The following is a 22,062-nucleotide window of genomic DNA, read 5'->3' as shown; positions in this document are numbered from 1 at the left end:
TACTATTCGTACTGTCTTCGGCACTGCGCCTTGCCCTGAACAGTTTTCCAGCTACGCTATTGTGGTAGCGACACACCAGACCGGCGCCCAGTGCGCCGGTTTTGTAATGACCCCAGATAAAGTCCCCATCATGCATTCTAAAATCCTCATTCTCGATTTCGGTTCCCAAGTCACCCAGTTGATCGCCCGCCGCGTGCGCGATTCCGGCGTGTTTTCCGAAGTCTTCCCGTATGACGTCAGCGACGAATTCGTGCGCAACTATGGCGCCGCCGGCGTGATCCTGTCGGGCAGCCATAATTCGACCCTGGATGGCGATTCGCCGCGCGCGCCGCAAGCCGTGTTCGAGCTGGGCGTACCCGTGCTGGGCATCTGCTACGGCATGCAAACCATGGCGGCCCAGCTGGGCGGCAAGGTGGAAAACGGCCTGGTGCGCGAATTCGGCTACGCCGAAGTGCGCGCCCGCAGCCACACCAAGCTGCTCAACGGTATTGCCGACTTCGTCACCGACGAAGGCCACGGCATGCTGAAGGTATGGATGAGTCACGGCGACAAGGTGCTGGAAATGCCGCCAGGCTTCAAGCTGATGGGCAACACCCCGAGCTGCCCGATCGCCGCCATGGCCGACGAAGAGCGCCAGTTCTACGGCGTGCAGTTCCACCCGGAAGTGACCCACACGGTGCAGGGCAAGGCCATCATCGGCCGTTTCGTGCATGAAATCTGCGGCTGCAAGTCGGACTGGAACATGCCGGACTACATCAGCGAAGCGGTGGAAAAGATCCGCGCGCAAGTGGGCACGGACGAAGTCATCCTGGGCCTGTCCGGCGGCGTCGATTCGTCCGTGGCCGCAGCCCTGATCCACCGCGCCATCGGCGACCAGCTGACCTGCGTCTTCGTCGATCACGGCCTGCTGCGCCTGGACGAGGGCAAGATGGTGATGGACATGTTTGCCAAGAACCTGGGCGTGAAAGTCATCCGCATCGACGCGGAAGACCAGTTCATGGGCCACCTGGCCGGCGTCGCCGATCCGGAGCAAAAGCGCAAGATCATCGGCCGCGAATTCGTCGAAGTCTTCCAGGTCGAGTCGGGCAAGCTGGTGAACGCGAAGTGGCTGGCGCAAGGCACGATCTACCCGGACGTGATCGAATCGGCCGGCAAGGGCAAGAAAGGTCAGACCATCAAGAGCCACCACAACGTGGGCGGCTTGCCGGACACCATGAAGCTCAAGCTGCTGGAACCGCTGCGCGAACTGTTCAAGGATGAAGTGCGCAAACTGGGCGTGGCCCTGGGCTTGCCGCATGACATGGTTTACCGTCACCCGTTCCCGGGTCCGGGCCTGGGTGTGCGTATCCTTGGCGAAGTCAAGAAGGAATTCGCCGACCTGCTGCGCCGCGCCGACGCCATCTTCATCGAAGAGCTGCGCAACACGCCGTACGAATTCGTTGCCGGCCAGGCCGTCGACCCGGACGCGCTGCCGGCAAACTGGTACGAAGCGACCAGCCAGGCATTCGCCGTCTTCCTGCCAGTCAAGTCGGTGGGCGTGATGGGCGATGGCCGCACCTACGAATACGTGGTGGCCCTGCGCGCCGTGCAGACGCAGGACTTCATGACGGCCCATTGGGCGCACCTGCCGCACAGCCTGCTGGGCAAGGTCTCGAACCGCATCATCAATGAAGTGCGCGGCATCAACCGCGTGGTCTACGATATCTCGGGCAAGCCGCCTGCGACCATCGAATGGGAATAATCTCCCGTCCGGCACCGTAAGGTAACGCCGGGTCAATGAAACAGCTAAGCCCCTGATTTTTCAGGGGCTTTTTTTATTTTGTCTGGCAAACGCAAGCATCATATGGCAGCGCCAAGCGGTTTTTTTTGATGGTAGTTTTCATGGTATCGCAAGCGTGCATTTGCCAGAGGGGTACTCGTACCATCATGGGCACAGGTCGCGATAGATGGTATTTTGATGGTATTTTTTGATCTAAGTGACTGATTGTAAAAGATATTTTTTCTTTGGTGAAGAGATGTCACGCTGATGGTATCAAATCCCTTTTACTCCCCCCGATTTGCCCTCGATTTCACCTTAAGTGAATAGGTTTTTTTTGTATAAGTATTTGATTTGGTGAGATATTATGAAGTGACGTTGCTAACGTGATGGTACCGAAAGGGTGGATCATGCTCACTGACACCAAGCTGAAAAATCTTAAGCCTGCCGATAAGGCATATAAGGTGCCTGACCGCGATGGACTTTACGCTCTTGTGCTTAAAAGTGGTACTGTGTCGTTTCGCTACAATTACCGCGTACATGGCCGACAGGAAACGCTGGTACTCGGCCAGTACGGTACTTCGGGTTTGAGTCTGCAGGAGGCGAGAGCCCGGCTAAGCGAGGCTAAAAAGGAGTTGTCAGAAGGAAAGTCACCGGCTCGCCTCAAAGCGCAGGTGCGGACGCAGGCCGCAGCTGGTGGCCGGTTCGGTGCCTGGGCTGAACAATGGCTGCTCAAGTACAAAATGGCAGAATCGACGCGGGATATGCGGCGCTCGGTGTATGAACGCGATCTGAAGCGCCCATTTGGCAGTCTCTTGCTGCATGAAATAACGCACAACGAGCTACGTTCCGTGTGCGACACCATCCTCGCACGTGGCGCCCCTGCGACGGCCGTGCACGCGCGCGATATCGTCAAACTGGTCTTCAAGTATGCGGAACAACAAGGACAACAGATCATCAACCCTGCTGATCTGGTCGCTCCCTCATCCATTGCCGTATTTGAGCCGCGCGACCGCGCGTTGGGGGCCGAAGAGATCGCGCTGTTCTACGAACATATCGAATACGTGCAGTGCGCGCCGACCTTGCGTCTGGCTTGCAAATTATTATTGCTCACCATGGTGCGCAAATCCGAACTGACGGACGCAACATGGAGTGAGGTCAACTTTAGTGATGCCCTATGGACTATTCCGGCCAGGCGGATGAAGCGCCGCAACCCCCACAATGTCTATCTGTCGCACCAGGCGTTGGATATGTTCGTTGCGTTGCGTACCTGTGCTGGCACATCCGATTATATTTTGCCATCGCGATATGACCCTGATGTGCCGATGAATGGTGCTTCGCTCAATCGCATCCTGGTGTCAGTCTGCGCCACGGCACGAGACTGTGGGAAACAACTGGCCGATTTTTCGCCGCACGATTTGCGGCGAACAGCATCGACCCTGTTGCACGAAGCCGGCTACAACACCGATTGGATCGAAAAATGTCTTGCCCACGAGCAGAGGGGCGTGCGAGCCGTGTACAACAAGGCTGAGTATTCGGTGCAGCGCCGAACCATGCTGCAGGAGTGGGCAGACATGATCGACGTCTGGGCAAAGCGGAAAGATTAAAAGATCATTTAGACGGGCTGCGCGACAGTGGCTGTGCCTGCGGAGTACCGGGCAGGCGTGCTGCCGTTTGCTGTTCTGCGATCCAGGCATCCACTTCCTTGAGATCCCACGCGACCAGGCGCGAGGTAATACAAAAGCGCCGGGGAAATTTTCCTCGTTTTTCGAGGTTTAGGATGGTGCGCTCGCACAGCGGCACTTTCTGCAAGAGCTGGCGGCGTTTAATGAGGACCCGGCCAGGTGTCCTGAGGTCGCTCTCGGTGAGCGTACGTGCTGCGCGGGGTGATCGGATGGCACTCTGAGCAGCCTGACGCTGGCGATTGCGGCCGCCGATCAATGTCCGTTGACCGAAGGCTGGAGACATTGAGGGGACTAAGGGCGATTGGTTCGAAGGGAAAATGTATTTCATGATGAACTGTCTCCATGACCGATGACGGATGATCCATGGGACATGGTCGCTGCGCTGATCCTGGGCATCAAGTTAAAAACCGGCATATTTTGGTGGCATTTCACGGCAATTGAGGGAGGCTGTCGTGGCGGGTGGCGTAGGGGCGTTCACCCTGCAGTAAATAGAGGGTATGGAATGATCTATAGGAATTTTCCTCCGCTCCGCACCCTTGTGCGGCGCCCGTGTCCGCCGAGTACCTGTTACCTCTCGAGTACGATGGTGCAGGCAGCGTAGCCCGGAACAATGAAGATGGGCGGTCCGCTGGACGGTTTTGAGCGTAGGTACGAACATTTCTTCGAACAGCTGGAGCGTACCGGCGCAGGAAGTCCAGTGAATACAGACCGGCGTGTGTAGGGCAGTGATGTCAATCTCGATGCAATGGGTTAATCCATAGGATTCCCGCACTTCCTCTGACAACGCTCCGCACACCAGCAGAGCCTTGCCGTGGGTATGGCACCACTTGATCATTTGCCGGACTTCCTTTGGGGTGAACCTGGAAAGCTGCTCGATCACGATCATTGCAATGCCGTTTTGTATCAGACGCGTGTCCAGGGGCGGCATACAGTCGATCCCTGGGACCACGCGATAGGCCGGCCCAAACGCTGTTTCCATCGCCGCGATGCACCATGCCTGGGTCACAGGTAGCTTACTGCTGAGGATCATTTTTATGCACATGGCATCCTCCATGCCGTTGAATGGTTTGTAGTCTTCCTATCCACGATGCGGGCAGCAAGGCTTGTAAGGCCTGTCAGGGCCTCGCGGATGCCTCTTCGCTGATCTCCGTGGCAGGATCGCTCAAAACGCTCCCAGGGGGCGTATTGGGTGCTGGGGCGCCTGATTGTTGAGGTACTCCGTTGTACGCTGGGTGCATGGCGGATCCCTCGGCAGGAGATGCCTGGCTGTTCGGTGCTGTCGATTTGCTGCGTTCGGATACGGGCAGGGCATTGATTCGTTTGAGCAGGCCCAGGGACAGCGCGCGCGTGGTGGCGGTCACTGCACGTACGGTTTTCTTGATCTGCGATTTTTCGGCGATGAGCTGGCTTGTCGAGAGCACCTCGTCAATGCACAAGGTTTCGAGCATGGGCATGAGCTGGTCGACTTTGCTGATCAATTCCAGTAATCGCCGGCCGAACATGGAAAAGACTTTGGCCTCAACGGCGAGAGGTTCGATGTCATAGCTGGCCAGTTCGGTGATGCCATGTTGATGGCACAGTTTCTCGAAAGCGACGATACGCTGGTTGGCCAAGGCAATGCGCGCGTCGAGCATGGTGCGCAATTCCTGTTCCACTTGATCGACATCCTCGGCTGGTAGTTTCATCCTGCCAAAGACGGAAATAAAATGGAAATTCGCTTGTGAGACGTAGAAGCATCGCAAGTACAAACGCTTGCCCTCCGGGCTGGCGAGCGTGATGTTGACCTTGCGGCTCGCAGATTCGACACGCGTCAGATCGGCGGGGCCCTCCTTGGCCAGCAACTTCCTGTTGGTTTCGCCGTGATCACGCGTGACGATCAAATGGGTGGGAGCTGGGTGGTTCATGATGATATCCTCGAAAATGCCCATGGGGCTACATGACATGGTGTACTCGCCATCATGCTGATTCAAGAGGAATGCACGGAGCTTTGGAAGCGTATTTGCGGGTACTGCGCTCGCGAGGGTGGGCGGCTGATAACCGCATTGATTCGCACACAACCGCGGTTCCCACCGCAGGTCAATTTGCTGATGGCATTTTTCGTCGAACCTGTGTTGACAGGCAGGCGAGGGCGGCCTAAAGTCAGTACATCATCGCAGTAGCTAGCCCTGCATAGTCCGGCAAGCCTTTCAATTGCGCCCAGCGCGCCGCAGCACCGATTGGACAGTCTCCTGTTTCCAGGCCCGACGTCCGTGTTTCTGAGTAACGAGAGTGTTTTGACGCGCCATGCGTGCCGCGCAGTCACGTCAAAACACTTTGCATGCGTTTTCAGGACGGTAGCTGGCATCCCCGCCGAAACGGCATCAGCCGACAGTATCAAGCCAGTCAATTGAAGTTCCGGTGCGTCGTAGCAATCGGATGTTCTATTTCCCCCTTTGGGACGATGCGGCCCGGGAGGGAGTTGCCTCGTCCCTTTTTTGTGCGAGGCAATCATGAGCAGATATCAGATCAACCATTGTCGCGTCCCCCAGGATAGGGACGTTTCTTTCCATCCTGGCGTGCCGCACGCACCTGCGAACCAAGTATCCGCGCGCGAGACGAATGATGACGCGAATGAATTTTCAGAAGAGGAGTTGGTGGCATTGCACTGGTGGCTGTTACGCAAAGTAAGTCTGCTCAGCGACCCGCGCACGCCATTGGATGAGAAGTTTGAACTGGTTCGTTGGGTGTTCACGGATCCGGTTCGGGATACGCAGCCGTTTTCCTTCGTCAATTGCATGAAGGTGGTAAGTGGTAGCCCGCTATCGCAGCTACCATTCATCGGCGCTATTGATGCGCAGGAAGTGCGCGATTGGATTGGTTCCCAGTTGTGCCGCTGGTTTCTAAGTTCGCTGCAGGACTATCCAGCGTGGGTCCGTCAGGCGGTACTGGCCAAGCCAGACTGGATTTCCAACAATTTATTCAAGAACCCGCAGTGGATGAATGAGCAGATCAAGCTCCATCAATCCGATCTTTTTACATCGCTGGGTGCAGCAAAAGATGAGGATTGCTTGCGTGGGCATGTCGGTAAGTCTGGACGGCAGGTAAATACGAAGGGAGGGCGCCATGCGTGACTCCGTTATTACCACTGCATTTCCGTCCGCTCGCTTCTGTCAGGTGCTGGATAGCGACGAGTTGATTTTTAGAATCAAGGAAAGCGAGATCGTTGTGGGGCAGGTCGGTCGTGTTTTTTATCTCGGTCAAGAAATGCGGTCAATTCGCTTGTCCTTGGTATCGGGCGGTTTCCAGGTCGATCCACAGCGAGGCCGGCCGGAGAGGGGGGCGACATTCCTCACGTTAAACGAATTGCTGTCAGGCCGAGTCGGCTTTGCCATGGATCTGGGGTGGCTGTTTACACGCCGTGTCGCGTGCCCGAGCCGAGGTGATTTTCTCGGGGGGGCGACATGGGGAGGGCAACATGAGCAGAGATAAGGAAGAATTCAACGCGCATTTTCAGCAGGTTAAGCAGCGCGCGTTTGGACGATGGACAGAAATTTTGCTGGCGCTGGGCGTGGATGCGGAAGTGCTCAACCAACGCAATCAGCCGTGCCCCTTGGGTGATTGCGGCGGCACCGACCGGTTTCAGTACACGGATAAGTTTGGCCACGGCAACTATGTTTGCCGTGGCTGCGGCGCCGGTGGCGGATTCAAATTGTTGATGGGCTGCCTAGGACTGAGTGCTGTTGAAGCACTTGGCAAAGTAGACAGCTACCTCGGTATGAGTGCGCCGAGACCATCGATCTCGCTCTCACAGGATTCAATTGCCGAACGCGATGGTCTGATTCGGAAGATTTTGGCCGAAACGGTGCCAGTGAGGCCCGGAGATGAGGTGGACAGGTATCTGCGGAACCGTGGCGTGAATCTGGAACACTACCCGTCGACGCTGCGCCTGCATCCTGCGTTGGGTTATTACGAGCGCGATGGGCGAACTGGTAAAGCCGTTGTGGTGCGACGCTACCCTGCCATGGTGGCCTGTGTGCAGGATAAGAGTGGCCACATGGTGTCGTTGCATCGGACTTATTTGAGCAATGGCGAGAAAGCCAGCGAATGCGCGGTCAAGAAGCTCCTGTGTGCTGGCATCGGTGGCGCTGCCATTCGTCTGGCGCCGTCCACCGAGGAATTGGCGGTATGTGAAGGCATCGAAACAGCGTTGGCGGTCATGAAGCGTTCGCATCAGCCGGTGTGGGCAGGGATTAGTGCCGGAAACCTGGAAAAATTGTGGATCCCGGACACAGTCAAACGCCTGCGAATTTACGCTGACAACGATGCGCACGCATTTTTTGATGGGCAGGCCGCTGCCTATAGCCTCGCGCCTCGCTACCTGAAATCCCATGCACGGCGGGCAGGTCGATCGGCCGAGGTGTTTGTGCCGAAGTCGGCTGGCGCCGATTGGGCAGAGGTGTTACTGAAAATTTCCCACCGCACTTGTCGTGCGGCGTGAAGTGCGGAGAGCAAAACAGTGAATTTGGCGCGGTGGCCGGTTGGTCGCCGCATGATGGCGCAATGCTGCGCCCACGTGGAATCGAGTACATTCCGCGTGCTTGACCCTGCGGGGATGCGTTCCCGACAGGGAGCTTGTTAGCCTTTAGAGAGATGGTGCTGTCAGGCCGCTAGACGAAGCAGGAACCCACCGAAGCGCTTCGCAAGTCATCGCGCCACGCCGTAGAAATCCCTGTCCTTTAGGCAGGGAGGATGTCAACGAAGCGTTTCGCAACTCATCGCGCCGCGCCGTAGAAATCTCCGTCCTTTAGACGGGGAGGATGTCAACGCGCCGACTACATCGGAGTGATATGCTTAGCCGCAATTGACACACAGGAATTTCGGCTGAGTCTGACGATTGTCTCGCTCCTGCGGCAAGTATTTGATATCGACGTGAGCAAAATGTGCTCAAACTGGCGGGACGATGGAAGAGGCAATCCTACGATCAACTCGTCAAACTCTGCCTTGGACGGAAAGAGGAGCATGCTGCAACGAGGAATATGATCGCACGACAAGCGACACTATCAATGTGCGACGTGTTTAGAATAGAATTCGGGAAAGAGGGATTGCTAGGTCATTGCTGCCATGCCAAAATGCCAAGATGACAACCTCCATTCCAAGTGCAGTCCACCTCGCAGCTCTCGGCCCACCCGACTCTGTACCAGCCCAACCTCCTGTGGCAACACGTCTTCAGCTGCTACCATTCGATGCGTTGACCTGGGAGAACTTTGAGCGACTGTGTCATAGAATAATCTCACTTGATGCAAACGTCGAGCACTGCGCGCGATATGGACGGCAGGGAGAAGCACAGGAAGGCATCGATATGTATGCGCGCCAACTCGACGGCCATTACCATTGCCTCCAGGCCAAGCGCCACCACACCTTCAGCCCCAGCAAATTGCGCGATGCAGTTAGCTTGTTCCTTAAGGGCGGTTGGGCTAGCCGGACTGCGCACCTGAGCATTGCCGTTCAGGCATCGCTGCGTTCAGCCAAACAGCAGGAAGCGATAGAGCAGCAGTGTAAGCGGCTGGCCGACCAGGGGATTAACCTAACGGTTATGGATGGTGAAGAATTAACGAATCGACTTCGACAACATCCTGACTTAATAGACGATTTTTTCGGACGACCTTGGGTTTTAGCATTGCTGGGAGAGGACGCTTCCAACAAACTTAGTGGCCGACTTGACGGCGCTGATTTTGCCCGCGTCCGCTCGCAACTTGCTGGCATTTATCAAGCCCAGTTCCACTTTGTTGATCCTGGTAGTTTTGGGACGATCAATGACGACGATGGCAGGCCGGCCCTATCGTTACTTGATCGTTTTTTGAAACCAGACGTTCTAATACGGGAAACGGTACTGCACGTTGACAGCACAAACATAGACAAGTCTACCGATGAACACCATGCCATTAATACAGGAAAATCTCCCTACGCACCTTCTGAAGCAGCTGCAGCAAGAGGCGAGACGACAGTCGCAACTCGAATGCGTCGAACAACAATAACTGAATGGCTTGCAGAGGGACATCGCCTAGTCGTCCTTGGTGAAGCTGGATGTGGCAAGAGCACGCTGCTACGGGTCATGGCACTAGATCTTTTGAATAGCCAAGAACAGTTTCCAGAACTCGCGGATCGTTGGGGGCAGCACATTCCGATCTATATCCCATTTGCACTCTGGTCCGCACAGGTTGCGCGCGATGGCAATGCAATTGGAATCAAAGAAATTGTCCGTCGTTCGCTTCAACCGTTGCTTACTAGTTCGATAGTTGATCTCCTAGACCGTGCAATTGACAACCAGCGGGTACTTTTACTCGTTGACGGACTTGATGAGTGGGGTAGCGAACAAGCTGCTCGCGCCACACTTAGCGCGCTCGTGACCACCGTGGAAGCACATACCATTCCCGTGATCGTTTCAGGACGCCCTCGTGGATTAAGTCGGATTGGAACACTTCCTACCAGCTGGAAACGTGCTACGGTCGCACCGCTATCAGCTATGCAGCAGAGTGAAATTGCTGGACGTTGGTTTACAAGATTTACCACGCGACATGGGGAATCTATCCCAACTGAGTCAAGTCTTCGAACTAGACGATTCATGGGCGAATTAGCACGCGATGCGAACTTAGGAGCACTCGCTACCGTGCCATTGCTTCTCATAGGGTTGGTGACGCTAGCGCTCCGAGGCCAAATTCTTCCGCGTACCAGGAACGATATTTATGATCAATTAGTTCGTGTTCTCCTTGAGGTCCACCCTATTAGTCGTGCGACCGCATCAGGCGATACCGTACCTCGCTTTCGCCATGCTTCTGATCCGTCCCAGACGAGGGCTGTTATTGCAAGACTGGCATTCGCAATACGCGAACAGACAGGTGGAGCAGGTATGTCACTGACTGCATCCCGCGACATACTACGCACCTATCTTACCTCCGCTGAAGGGTTTGACCTCGCCGATACTGAAGCTGTTGCTATAGCGAAGGAAATATTGTCGATCAATGCAGAGACACAGGGCCTAATCGTCGAAAGATCGCCCTCAGAAGTCGGGTTTGTGCATGCGAGTTTCGAAGAATTTCTCGGTGCCGAACATATTGCTACTTGGCCGTTTGACGAAATCAAGACATTTGTCGGTACGCAAGCCGGCGAAAGTCGATGGCGTAACGTTATTACAAACCTTCTTGGTCGAATCCAGCGACGTGACGAATTCGAGACATTGGTCGCAATTATTGAAACTCCTGTTGCAAATGAGGTTGAGAGATACCACCGACAGTTCCTTCTCGGAGACATTGCTTTCGGTGCGACTATTCGTTCTACCGCAACCACAAAACGCTTGGCTCTCTCGACGATATCTCGGGTTGAAACAGAGGATTGGTTGCCCGCGCGCCAGGAGGCTCTGGCATCGACGCTGAAAGGAATCGCGGATCCAGCGCTAAGAGTCGAGATGGAGCAACACCTCATTTCCTGGCTACCGGCAACACGCCCTTATGACCGCGCGTCATTGATCAGTTCACTTGCAGCATGGGGGCCGACAACAAAACTCCAAGATGTTATTTTTAAGGCAATGTTTGACGAGGACCGTGGCGTCCAGCGCGCTGCCGCCGCGGCTTATGCCACAGCATTTTCGCCGTCACGTAGTCCTTGTGAGCGATTGCTCGCAGCTCTTTCCACCTCACGAGATCTCGCCGCGGCGGCAGCATTACTGGAGAGCCTTGCACGCGGTTGGATGAACGAGCCTGAAGTACTGCCGCTGTTCAAGGAAGCTTGCAACTCGCAGAATGTCGAGTTACGGCTTATCGGAATCCTTGGACTTGCAGCGACAGGAAATGCATCAAGCGAAGCACGTGATGAAACGCTGCGCTGCCAATCATTTTGGTCCGGCGCGTCCTATCCGCATCAAGAACTTGCTTCGACTATGTTGATAAAATACTGGCCAGGAGATGACGAACTCATCAAAAGTGCGTTACGCCGTGCATCTGATAGAGTCGAGTCACTTTGGGAATATCATAATGCGGTTTCCTACCTTCTGGAATCGCCTGTACATCGCACCGATGTCCGCGCTTGGATTCTCAATGAGCTTCACAGAAATTTTCCGTTCAGTACCCCAGGTGACAGACACTGCTGGTCTCATGTTGGACGATTCGCTGCAAGCGATCCGAAAATCCGCGCTGCTGCTAACGCCTACTGGTGTAATTCGGAGAGCAGACTCATCAAAATGCATTGCCTGCAGAGTTACGTCGTTTGGGTCGCAGACTTTCAAGTAGCGGAAGTATTAATTGAAACCATTAATGCAAAGAAAGGAAACTTTGAACGTTACTGGGCACTAACTGCATTACTAGCGGGTTGGGGACGTGACCATTCTGAGCTTAAGTCTGTATTTGACACTCTCATCAAGGAAGCTGATGAAGAACTGGTTGATTTGGCAAGTCTTCTTCCTCAACTCATGCAGGACAAGGTAGCCGCACGCGAACGCCTAATTCGGATGAGTAACCGCTCCAGTCTTCGGCGAGATTTACTGGCCAGAGGGCTAGTAGCATGCGGATGCGACTACTCGGATAATGAAGCGGTTTTTGCAATCTTCGCCTTCCCCGATCAATTGAGCGGCATTGCAGATCCTTCAGATGATCTATTCGGTAAGTTTGGAGCACATCCTAGCGTTCGCGAATTTGCATTTAAGCGCATGCAGGAGTCGAATGGCTCATTGTCGGCAATAGCCGCCAGTTATGTAGATGACCCTGACTTCTCACCTGCGCTGTTCAACACAGCGGTGCCCTTACCGGTCACACTACGCACGCAAATAATTGAGGTCGCAGCCGCAGGAGGGACTGGAACAGTGCTTGAAGCCGTATTGGCTCGCGGCATGTTGGAAACCGATCCTGAGCTTCGCACACGTATGGTCATTGCATACCACCGGTCACTACCGCAGGAGGCGCACGATACCGCGGAGCAGGCGCTTCTCGCAAGTGCAATTGCGGTCGGTATTGACTTTAAATCTGTGCGAGCCACAGCATTGGCTGGACTCGTGACTATTGGCCGGCTCGGTGCATTAGCTGCCCTTGAGGAACATGGTAAACCTGTAGCGGTCGAAATTGGGGACCTCATTGAGGGCATTGCCTCAGTTGAGAGACTGATTTGTGAGCGATTTAGTGACTTCCAAACAGCCTTCGGCGACACATTAAAAACACGCTTAAAATCCATTATTAGTGACAATGTTCTTGCTAAAATTCTCTCTACGGCACCATATGCTTCGCCCTCCGCAAGAGCGGCGTTCCTCGATATCGCAGAGGCCGGGAACATTCCGCGGACGGTGGCCGCCTTGCAAGCACTTGCCTCCGAGCGTCCCGGGAGCGACTTGCTGCTAGCCCATTGCTGGGACACAATTTACAACTGCGAACATGGCAACAACCAGGCTGTTATCAATGCCGATGTCGGGTATATCTTACGCGACCATTTTGGCGGCAACGTGAATGTGCTTGAAAGACTTACTCAAGCATTTAAGGATGCACCTAGTGCGGCAAACGCTATTATACTCGCCATATTTGCCCCTGGCGCCAGAGAACTCCCGTTCCCCATTGAACTTGGAACACTTGGCCAAGAGTTCGCAGATTGGGCAGCTGCCATACATATTGCAGCTAAGCGTGCCGATAGCATTAATTTTTGTGTGTTGCTAGAGGCTATGGTAACCCGTGGGATGTATACGCGATTTGACGCGCAACATACTACCAATTTGGTGATAGAGGAAAGACTTTTACGAGATACTGAGCTTGTCATTTTACTTGCTGCAAAGATCGAACAGAACGTTGCCCCGAGTGTTAGTGGCAGTTTTGCGCGCTACCTTGCAGCCGCAGGTAAGCTAAATCTAGAGGCTCGCAATAAAACTCTTGGTCTTCTTGCCGCATTCGGCACTAACCAACGCCTTCCAGTTGCAGGCTATGACGCGATTTCTGATCAATGGCGGGCAGTGCGTATCACCTTATTGGATGCGGTGTCTGCTGGACTCGATATCGGCTAACAACTAGCTGAGTGGACTATTTTTCCAAAAAATAGCTCGTACTCCTGAAAATTTCCCGAACCCAGCCCTAAAAAAGATAGCTTGGTTCATGAGTGCGCCAAATCAATATGACCTCGACGCCTGTCGCTGCCATTAAGGCATGCAGCAGCTCCCCATTGTTTGAATGCGCTAAAATAGAAGTTGAGTGCTGTACCTGCCTCTTGACATGCCTCCGCCTTGGCCAGGCAATCAGTATTTTTTGTGACTATTGGCGAGATTTGCATGCTTTCTTCTAAGCGTAATATTATAGAGGCAATTAAATTCCGACACAACCAATTGTTGTCCGTTACCTCTTTCCTACCATTGCCAGTACACCGAACTGGTGAAGTGTGCAATTCATTTGATACCTTTTTGTTCGATTACTGGCCAACTAACTTCCTTTCTAAATTTAAGTAAAAATTACACATCTCCCGTCAAAAAATAACCAAAAAATATGCGATTTATACCTAGGCCAACCACCCCTCCTTCCCGCCTAACTCACAAAAACATAATAGACCGGAAGCAGGTTATATTAAAACGAATAAGCAAAAATCAACAATTTCGTGAGGAAATCTACGCTCTTCAAAAACTGGTTCGAATAGCCACCAGAACACCTGTTATCGAAGTTTGCCGTGGAAAGTGTGCGTACTGCGAAGTCAGGCTCGATGCTGAGCCAGGTGTGGTGGATTGGTTTCGCCCAGCATTCGCTGCGGAACGTCAGAATGGAGATGTTGCTCAGTCCTGTTACGTCTGGCTTGCAGATGAATGGGAGAATATTTTTATATGCTGTGCCACTTGCAGTCACCTAAAACGAAACATGTTCCCTAGCCGGGATGACGTTCATATGGGGACTTCCCTAGACGCTTTACGCCAGAGGGAAGAAGGCATGCTGATCGATCCGGGCTATGATCACCCTGAACAGTTTTTCAAGATAAACCAAGATGGAATTCTTATACCAATAGGTCCTCGCGCGCGCGAAACTATTAGAATATTGGAGTTAAATCGCGCGAGCCTTATCGCCCAAAGAAAAAGTACAATTAGCCATTTTCTGGCATTCTTGACACCATCACTTCGATTGAATGATTTCGCTCAAATTTCCGATCATCTGATTACTTACCTTGCAGACGGAGCACCATTTGTAGGCAGCATTTATATCTTTCTTCGTCAGTCACTTAAATCAAATGGATTAAAGATCCTTGATGAAATTATTAGGCTCGGCATCAATTTAGAATCTGTTCGCTTACTAATTCCACATCTCCGAGAAATTTCATATCAGCTACGCAACCCTGGCGCAGAGGTCTTAATAGACGTGGACGAGGGGCGAATAAGTACATCGCAGTTCCGTCCAATACGACGAATCACGATCAATAACTTCAAAGGCGTGCACTTACTTGAAATAGACTTCCCCGAAAGTACTGAGAATTGCGTGGCTATCGTCGGCGAAAATTCGACAGGTAAAACCTCTGTGTTACAGGCGATCGGCCTGGCGTTAGCAGGGCCAGAGGAAGCACACAAAGTCGTCCCTGATGCTCGGAAGGTCGTTGGAAAGTGGGGGGATTCTGGAAACATACGAGTTGAGTTCTGGGGTACAGAGGAAAGCTCCGATTTGCTGTTTGACCATAATTCGGCAAGATTCAAAAGCCGACACTTCCATCGTGTTCAAGTATTTGGCTATGGGCCTTTCAGAGTGTTGTCACGACGTACCATGAATGCACGGTATCGAGACAATATAGTGCGGCTCACTTCCCTGTTTGATGATACTGGAAGGATTAACGGCTATCAGGGGTGGTTAAAAAAATTAACTGCGAGTCAACGCCAGGACATTGCGGAGGTCTTGCGCTTATTGCTAATTAGTGGTCATACGGATATAGAAGTCAGTACGAAATCATTGCATATTCGAACTAACGGTACTGGACATCCGTTACGCGAGATGTCATCTGGCATGCAGAGTGTAGTGTCGTTTTGTACTGACGCGATGGAGGCTCTGTACAGTGTCAATGAGAGTGTCGTCGGAGCCGGTTGTGTCTTGCTAATCGACGAATTGGATGCGCATTTGCATCCAATGTGGCGCGTTGGAATTGTGCCGAAACTTGTCAAGGCTTTTCCAAACGCACAAATTATCTTCAGCACGCATGACCCATTATGTTTACGAGGGTTAAAATCTGAACAAGTGCATGTATTGCAGCGGAGTAAAAACGGTGATCTGATCCACTCTAAATATGAATATTCTGAAGCAAAATCAATTGATCAGTTACTAACATCGTCGCTGTTCGGGCTGTTAAGCACACACTCCGAAGAATGGGAGCAGGATTATGATGAATACGTCAGTTTGTTATTGCATAGGGATCGAAGGGAGATAACAAAAGAAGATATGCAACGACTGCATACTCTGCAACTTCAAATGAAAGACTCCAACCTTATAGGAGATACTCGCAGAGAGCAATTGCGTTACGCGGTAATTAATCGGGTGATAGAAGAACGAGATCAAAAATTAGAATGGAATGCACGTGCTCTCGAAGAGCTTGCGAAAACTGTCCAGGAAAAATTAAGAGAGGAGGAGAGTAATGATAGGACGTAAGCGCGAGTTAGTAGCTCGGCCGCCATCGCTTGACCCTACTGGCGTGGAATATATCGCTGAACTAAAAAATAATAAAAAAACCATAAAAAAAAATATGGGAAAAAAGTGGGCAAACTTTAGCGATACGTTAGTATTTGAGGTCTACAAGAAAAAAAATGATGTTAAATTCGCTTTGAGCGAGCTATTTGGTAACAAGTGCGCATATTGTGAGGCTAACTTTGACAACGAGGATTTGCATACCGAGCATTTTCGACCGAAGAAGAAGGTAGTAAAAATCGATGACCCAGATCAAGAAGGCTATTGGTGGCTGGCGGCACAGTGGGAAAACTTGCTACCGGCATGCCTTCATTGCAATCGATCTGCCGGTACAGACTATCGCGAAAATATTGAAAATGAGCCTGGGAAGGGAAACTGCTTCCCGCTCCTAGATCAGACTAGCCGCGCAAGGAATGCGGGGGCACTCACAAGTGAGCGACATAGTCTACTTGATCCCTCAGTCGATGAGCCGGCGCAATTCCTTTCGATCAAATCGACTGATGGAATGTATTTCCTCGAACCAAGGGAAACAAATATGGTTAGTACGAGTTTTCGGCGCGCTGACGCAACACTCAGCGTTGTCCGGTTGAATCGATCCGGTCTTGTTCGCTCACGAACAAAACATGTTTTGAACGTCATAGAGTGCACAAAAGAATATATTTCTGCCGCGCACATTTATTCAAGTGTCTTGGCCGCTGGGCAAAGCCAGCAGGTGATCGACAATGCGAAAATCGAAGCTGACTTGAAATGGAATAAACTTTTCTTGCGCTACCTGAAAGACGTAACATTTAATCATCTTTATGCCTCTATACTTTGCGTAGATACTGAACTCGCAAAAGCTGGATTGAGTATGAAAATGCTTTTAGGCGGGCAACCATTTCACGTCCCAGATAAGTATTTGAGCTAGACTCTGGAGCAATGCTTTGTTGCCATTAACTGCACGAAACCAACGGCATGAGTATTGATAAGATTGCCCGATTAGCCCGGATTCGTCGAGGCGAATTAGTCGAAGAAGTTCTGCTGAACCATCTGTCGAGTTGCACGGCCGCTGTCCGCTACGTTGTGAGCGAAGCAACCGTGGGCAAATGACTGGGGCGCTTCCTTGCCGAAGGCCAGAAAAGTTAGATGGATCCGTCGCGTCCTGCGCATAGGCCTTTTGCACTTGACGCGGTCAAGGCGCTGACCGTGGACGAGCTATCCAAGAAGCGCATGACGCAAGCAGGGATTGCACAGTACTCGCAGATATCGAAATCCACGGAAAACCGTGTGCTGGCGCGTGCCGACTAATCCGAACTGAATAATCTTGATCCCGTCGAGCCGCGGACCATGCTCAGACACCCGAGACCAGCGACTTGGCAATAAAGATGCACCTAAATTCGGCGGCGTGCCGACGTTAATGCACATCGGGAGCGCACCCGCCACATTGATGTTGAGCGCATGGCATTGCATAGCCGCGTGCACGAGCTGTTCGTCGAGAGCCGCAGTTCGGTGGGAAACCGCAGCATCATGGGCATGATGCGCGAAGAAGGCACGGCAATTGGCCGCTTCGAAATCAGTCGTTTGATGGAAGAGTTAGGGTTGGTCTGCAAACAGCCTGGCAGCCATGCCTATAAGCAGGCCACGGTTGAGCGAGTCGACACTCCGAACCACCTCAACCGAGAGTTCACGGGGGAAGCGCCAAATCAAGTCTGGTGTGGCGATATCACTTATGTTTAGGCGCAAGGACGATGGTATTACCTGGCTGTGATGTTGGACTTATTCGCTCGTCGGGCAGTGGGTTGGGCATTCTCGCGACGGTCTGATGCTGACCTTGTTGTGCAAGCACTGGAAATGGCTTACGAGCAGCGAGGTGGACCACAGAGGTTGCTGTTTCACTCAGATCAGGGGAGCCAGTACGTCAGCCGAAAATTCCGTCAGCGCTTGTGGCGCTAACGGATATGACAGAGCATGAGCCGTCGAGGAAGTTGTTAGGACAACACCCCGATGGAGCGCCCGTTCGTCAGCTTTAAAACGGAATGGCTGTCATCAACCGGTTACATGACGGCATAAGAGGCACAACGGGACATCAACCATTACCGGATGCACCGATTTAATTGGATATGGCCACATCAGTTCAACCAGGGACCGGCCCCGGCCGTCGCCGAAAAAAAACTTAACGTAGTGTCCGGGATGGGGTGACCACTACCAACACAGGGTTTAACCTCCAGCTTCAACGCCCGAGGAATTCCCGGAATGCTTCGCGCAGTTGTTTATTAAGGTTGTTTTCATTGACTAGCTTTTGCACAGGACGTCGGAAAGACGACGCAACCTCGTAGCGAATCTGACCTCTGATATGGTGTTCGTCGAGAATGTGTTTCTCGAGGAGCTTCGCGATGAACTCCTCAGTTACGCCAGATTTCGCGAATCTATATACCTCGCTGGGTGCCTTAGCGACAAAGCCTCCGCCAACGAAGAAATAGCGGAAGAACTTTTTTATATCTTCTATAGATAGCAGGGTTTCTCCGCTCGATCCGTCTCCAAGAGGGGCAATAGACATCTCGCCTAGATCGCAGCTTGCGAGGTCGAAGATGCCGAGGCTCATCGTGGGCGAGCGGTTGTCGTCGTGAATCGCAATGAATGACGAGTAGTAAAACTTCGTGTTGCTGAAGCGACATTTGATGAACGAGTCATACCCCACAAATCGGCAGTTCCAAAACTCGCGGTCCACAAACTGCAACATGGGGAAGTTCCCAGAGATAAACAGACCCTTTGTCAGAGTTCTGCTTCCCTCCACCTCCTGGCCTGCAATTGAGAAAATGGCAGAACTAAAACCATTCCTATTGAGCCCCTTGCCCGCAGTTGCCGCGAAAAGTTGTAAAAGGCTGCTACAGGCGGATCTCGCCGACTCAGCGACGTTTGGCTCTGTGCGCTCGCTCAATGCAATTGCCTTGAAGGTAGCGTAGACGCTGGTGAGAAGCTCCTGGACTTTATTCTTAGGCTTCGCTGCGTAGAAGCGACTAAGATCCTCGAAGACTGCGCCCTGGCCAGTTGCCAAGCGGGCGAGGTGTTTCATAAAATTTGGAGAGGAGGTGCTGAGCAGCTCCAACTTTTCAATAAGCCACAGCGCTAAAAAATAAGATTGAAGAAAATCGTAGCGATACTTAACCACATCGTCCGAAATTTGGAGTAAGGGGTTCTTGCAGAAAATCTCAGTCACGGATGAATTGGTCGCGGTCGCACCCAAGTAGGTCTCCACTACAACAGTGAACTCATCGATTTTTGCGGTACCGAAGTGAGTGCTGGAAAACTCTTTCATCACATCAACCAGACCGGAGGCTGAAGGCTTCCAGACTTGTCGCTCCCGCTCTCGATCAATGATCGCAAAGACAAGAAGATCAACCGCGCGAACGTTGTGAGGGTAACCGGCATCCGCCATCCGATCCCGGACCGCACCTTCGACCTTAAGGCGAGTTTTGCTGTACTCGACATCCTCTTCCAGCTCACACAAGACATCAACGAAGAAAGGGAGCACCGCATCATCTCCCATTGCAGTGGACACTGCCTTTAGCGTTTCCTGAACGCGTTCAACAATTGCTTGCCGCTCCTCTTGGGACTGTTTGAAGAAGCGCTTTCGGACGTACCTCTCCACTTCATTAGAGGTAAACCCTTTGAGGTTATAGATCGGGACATCGTGTTTGCGCAAAGACGAAACCGTTGTGCCTACGGTGTCTTCCCGTCCTGCCAGAAATACACGCGTTTGACCGAGCTCAGCATTAAGTGCCTTTATTGATTCTACGAAAGGAACCAACTCAAAGCTAGAAGACATCATGCTGAGCAGCTCGTCGATACCATCGATCAGGATGAGTAGACTGCCGCTGATCAGGAGGAGATCAAAGACGCTCTTGTTCGTCGGAATACGCATTGGAGGTGCCCCAGCAGTAGTCAAGGCCATGGCATGCAACTCACACAGCTCAAATAGCGAAGAGACATGCGATCGACGAAGTTGATCTTTGGATAGTTTCTTGAGCGAGTCCGCCTCGATGAGCATTACCCGAGAGTGCTCCGACTCGTTTATCTCCACAGAAAGGCTTCTAAGCAGAGTCGTTTTTCCCGCACCTCCGGAAGCAACTAGCAGCGACAGCGGTGGGCTGTTCTCCTTCGTGACGGTCGACTTGAGGTGGGCAAGCGCGGGACCCAGTGTCTCTGTTTCACTTCTATCAACGCGGTACAGCGTCTGATCAATGAAAAACGGTTCCTTAAACGGGGCAGAGAACTGGAGAGAGTCCGAGTCGACGCAGTACTTGGCAAGATAGTCTTTGAAGGTGAGCTCGGTGACTCGGACGACATGACCTTCCAGCGCAATTAACTCTGCGACGTAGTCCGCTTTGCCAGGAGAAGGCCGCAACACGGTCAATTCGCGAAAGTCCTGTAAATCTTTGGGGAGAGCAGTAATTTTGGACAGAAAATCTCTTAACGTCTGACGAATGTTGATATTCTGCATCAAGACTAAAAGAAGCTGCGGCTGCGGCGTTTCCACACGCCACAGCTCATACTTAATGCGACGCTGCCCAGAAAAGTCTTGGCCAGCCCACAGCGGTGCACGCCTTTTGTAGCAACCTGCAAGCAGATCGTCACTTCGTGTGAATGAGTAGTTTCCTTCCTCATCAGAGACGGTTTTATCCGACGTGGTCACGGCCGGCTGCTCGGCGGTGTGGGGACTGACCGAATCTAGTTCCTGCTTGAGACGCTCTAACTCGTTCCGGTACGAATCTTTGTCACTAAAATCAAAATACAGCGTTGCTTTCAAATAGTGGGGCATTTCCGCACCAGCTTCGCGCTTAATTGCCAAAATTCGCGTTCGAGACTTAGCGCTGGACTCATTCCAGTGGCGTTCGGCGGCCATGGATGTCTCTCGGCCGACACCCCCTTGACGCGCGTTGGCCTTAGTAGTGTAGCTTTTGGTAACTATGACTAACACGGCATCGCTTTCAAAGATGCCGGATTCCATATATTGATTGCGGTCGACGCGATGATCCATACCGCGTTGGTCGTAATCGACGTAAAGGTCAGGAACCAGTTCTCCTAAATCGTCAGCAAGCTTTTGCACCCACTGCTTGTGGTCTTCGGAGTCCCAGCTGTAAGAAATAAAAATTCGCACGCGCCCTCTTAATTATAGTTAGTTAGCTTAGAGGATTGATCACTGCATCTCGTGATCGCCCCTTGCTTGCTGAAAAAAGACCAATATTTGAATATTTGTTTACTATTACCACTTTTGGCCGCAAACGGCCGCCATGCAAGTTACATGTGCTACTTGGCTAAAGAGAAGCGCATATTATGGGGCATGCGAAGATGAAACTGCTGGATCGGTGTTGTTCACTCCATTTATGAAACCTTCGGATAAATCGTCCCATACACCTGAGAAAAGCCACAGACAAGCTGCGAAGGTAAGTAGTTTTCGATTATTTCTTCTAAAATCGAAAGTAAACAGGACAGCACCTCCGGCAAAAAATAGGGGAGCGACAATATGCAATCAGAGCCTTCCCATAATTACATTGCTAATTTTCACAAAGAGATAGACACGATGCGATATCTCCAGGTCATGTCAATGGAGGGATGCGAACAACCGTAGAGAATAACAAATTGCCAAGAGGAAAATCTCACACATTGTAACCATTCTGCGAATGTCGGCTTCTGGGTACGGATTCAATCGGTCAACGCAACACTTTGACTTAAATACATTGCTGCAGAACGGAAATGATGCGAAAGATAACTCGAATCGATTGCTTCGCACCCCGCGAAAGCCGGGGTTAACGTTGCAAGAGGTTTAGCCACGCAAGCGTTCATGGTGGAATTTTTACTTCAGCGCGGCAAAAGCCTCTGCAGGGCAGGTTACATAGACAGGCCTGACCCCAATCTCGTCGTTTGATCAGCCAGCTACGAGTTTCGCACACCATGTGCTTGGCAGCACGCCCAGGCTCCTAGCACGATCCATCGGATTCTC

General features: G+C 52.2%; 13 protein-coding genes and 1 pseudogene. 10 read left to right on the top strand and 4 right to left on the bottom strand.

The genetic code is table 11. From position 1 onward, the window contains the following. Positions 1–130: 130 nt before the first annotated feature. Both guaA and ACZ92H_RS12785 read left to right on the top strand, forming a co-directional pair. Positions 131–1,741 carry a glutamine-hydrolyzing GMP synthase gene (gene guaA, locus ACZ92H_RS12790; RefSeq protein WP_092804375.1) on the top strand — a complete coding sequence of 537 codons (1,611 nt, stop codon included), beginning with the start codon at positions 131–133 and terminating at the stop codon, positions 1,739–1,741. 425 nt (positions 1,742–2,166) lie between these two features. After that, positions 2,167–3,363, top strand: a complete 1,197-nt coding sequence (locus ACZ92H_RS12785) for a tyrosine-type recombinase/integrase (RefSeq protein WP_465049640.1) — start codon at positions 2,167–2,169, stop codon at positions 3,361–3,363. 4 nt (positions 3,364–3,367) lie between these two features. Here ACZ92H_RS12785 and ACZ92H_RS12780 read toward each other — a convergent pair whose 3' ends face one another. From ACZ92H_RS12780 to ACZ92H_RS12770, 3 genes are all read right to left on the bottom strand, one after another. Next, a complete protein-coding gene (locus ACZ92H_RS12780; RefSeq protein ID WP_465049639.1) occupies positions 3,368–3,769 on the bottom strand; it encodes a helix-turn-helix transcriptional regulator in 402 nt (133 codons plus the stop codon). Positions 3,770–3,841: 72 nt separating this feature from the next. Continuing rightward, positions 3,842–4,471, bottom strand: a complete 630-nt coding sequence (locus ACZ92H_RS12775; RefSeq protein ID WP_465049637.1) for a hypothetical protein — start codon at positions 4,469–4,471, stop codon at positions 3,842–3,844. 85 nt (positions 4,472–4,556) lie between these two features. Next, positions 4,557–5,345, bottom strand: a complete 789-nt coding sequence (locus ACZ92H_RS12770) for a hypothetical protein (protein ID WP_465049636.1) — start codon at positions 5,343–5,345, stop codon at positions 4,557–4,559. Between the two features lie 585 nt (positions 5,346–5,930). On the opposite strand from ACZ92H_RS12770, the gene ACZ92H_RS12765 reads away from it, so the two are divergent. From ACZ92H_RS12765 to ACZ92H_RS12730, 8 genes and pseudogenes are all read left to right on the top strand, one after another. Next, positions 5,931–6,551, top strand: a complete 621-nt coding sequence (locus ACZ92H_RS12765) for a hypothetical protein (RefSeq protein ID WP_465049635.1) — start codon at positions 5,931–5,933, stop codon at positions 6,549–6,551. Beyond that, entirely contained in the window at positions 6,544–6,909 is a 366-nt protein-coding gene (locus tag ACZ92H_RS12760; protein ID WP_465049634.1) for a hypothetical protein, read from the top strand. Before ACZ92H_RS12765 ends, ACZ92H_RS12760 begins: the two co-directional genes overlap by 8 nt. Then, positions 6,896–7,918 (top strand): DUF7146 domain-containing protein, encoded by a 1,023-nt coding sequence (locus ACZ92H_RS12755; protein WP_465049633.1) that lies wholly within the window; start codon positions 6,896–6,898, stop codon positions 7,916–7,918. The genes ACZ92H_RS12760 and ACZ92H_RS12755 overlap by 14 nt, the downstream gene beginning before the upstream one ends. Positions 7,919–8,779: 861 nt before the next feature. Continuing rightward, the gene (locus ACZ92H_RS12750; RefSeq protein ID WP_465049632.1) at positions 8,780–13,450 is read left to right on the top strand and encodes an NACHT domain-containing protein; all 4,671 of its coding nucleotides are present in this window, start codon (positions 8,780–8,782) and stop codon (positions 13,448–13,450) included. Between the two features lie 904 nt (positions 13,451–14,354). Continuing rightward, entirely contained in the window at positions 14,355–16,046 is a 1,692-nt protein-coding gene (locus ACZ92H_RS12745; protein WP_465049631.1) for an AAA family ATPase, read from the top strand. Next, positions 16,033–16,989 carry an HNH endonuclease family protein gene (locus ACZ92H_RS12740; protein ID WP_465049629.1) on the top strand — a complete coding sequence of 319 codons (957 nt, stop codon included), beginning with the start codon at positions 16,033–16,035 and terminating at the stop codon, positions 16,987–16,989. Before ACZ92H_RS12745 ends, ACZ92H_RS12740 begins: the two co-directional genes overlap by 14 nt. A 218-nt stretch (positions 16,990–17,207) precedes the next feature. Then, positions 17,208–17,369 (top strand): hypothetical protein, encoded by a 162-nt coding sequence (locus ACZ92H_RS12735; RefSeq protein WP_465049628.1) that lies wholly within the window; start codon positions 17,208–17,210, stop codon positions 17,367–17,369. Positions 17,370–17,483: 114 nt separating this feature from the next. Continuing rightward, positions 17,484–18,260, top strand: a pseudogene (locus ACZ92H_RS12730) (IS3 family transposase); the annotation flags it as partial. Between the two features lie 31 nt (positions 18,261–18,291). Here ACZ92H_RS12730 and ACZ92H_RS12725 read toward each other — a convergent pair. Continuing rightward, entirely contained in the window at positions 18,292–21,219 is a 2,928-nt protein-coding gene (locus tag ACZ92H_RS12725) for a toll/interleukin-1 receptor domain-containing protein (RefSeq protein ID WP_465049627.1), read from the bottom strand. Positions 21,220–22,062 lie beyond the last annotated feature (843 nt).

The sequence above is a fragment of the Janthinobacterium foliorum genome (genome assembly GCF_978021625.1).
This window is presented reverse-complemented; position numbering and strand designations above follow the sequence as displayed.

Bases quoted from the DNA above. Each gene is read 5' to 3' on its own strand.
- ACZ92H_RS12785 (WP_465049640.1), top strand. From the start codon at position 2,167: ATGCTCACTGACACCAAGCTGAAAAATCTTAAGCCTGCCGATAAGGCA.
- ACZ92H_RS12755 (WP_465049633.1), top strand. From the start codon at position 6,896: ATGAGCAGAGATAAGGAAGAATTCAACGCGCATTTTCAGCAGGTTAAG.
- ACZ92H_RS12750 (WP_465049632.1), top strand. From the start codon at position 8,780: ATGTATGCGCGCCAACTCGACGGCCATTACCATTGCCTCCAGGCCAAG.
- ACZ92H_RS12765 (WP_465049635.1), top strand. From the start codon at position 5,931: ATGAGCAGATATCAGATCAACCATTGTCGCGTCCCCCAGGATAGGGAC.
- ACZ92H_RS12780 (WP_465049639.1), bottom strand. From the start codon at position 3,769: ATGAAATACATTTTCCCTTCGAACCAATCGCCCTTAGTCCCCTCAATG.
- ACZ92H_RS12760 (WP_465049634.1), top strand. From the start codon at position 6,544: ATGCGTGACTCCGTTATTACCACTGCATTTCCGTCCGCTCGCTTCTGT.
- ACZ92H_RS12745 (WP_465049631.1), top strand. From the start codon at position 14,355: ATGCTGATCGATCCGGGCTATGATCACCCTGAACAGTTTTTCAAGATA.
- ACZ92H_RS12735 (WP_465049628.1), top strand. From the start codon at position 17,208: ATGGATCCGTCGCGTCCTGCGCATAGGCCTTTTGCACTTGACGCGGTC.
- ACZ92H_RS12770 (WP_465049636.1), bottom strand. From the start codon at position 5,345: ATGAACCACCCAGCTCCCACCCATTTGATCGTCACGCGTGATCACGGC.
- ACZ92H_RS12775 (WP_465049637.1), bottom strand. From the start codon at position 4,471: ATGATCCTCAGCAGTAAGCTACCTGTGACCCAGGCATGGTGCATCGCG.
- ACZ92H_RS12740 (WP_465049629.1), top strand. From the start codon at position 16,033: ATGATAGGACGTAAGCGCGAGTTAGTAGCTCGGCCGCCATCGCTTGAC.
- guaA (WP_092804375.1), top strand. From the start codon at position 131: ATGCATTCTAAAATCCTCATTCTCGATTTCGGTTCCCAAGTCACCCAG.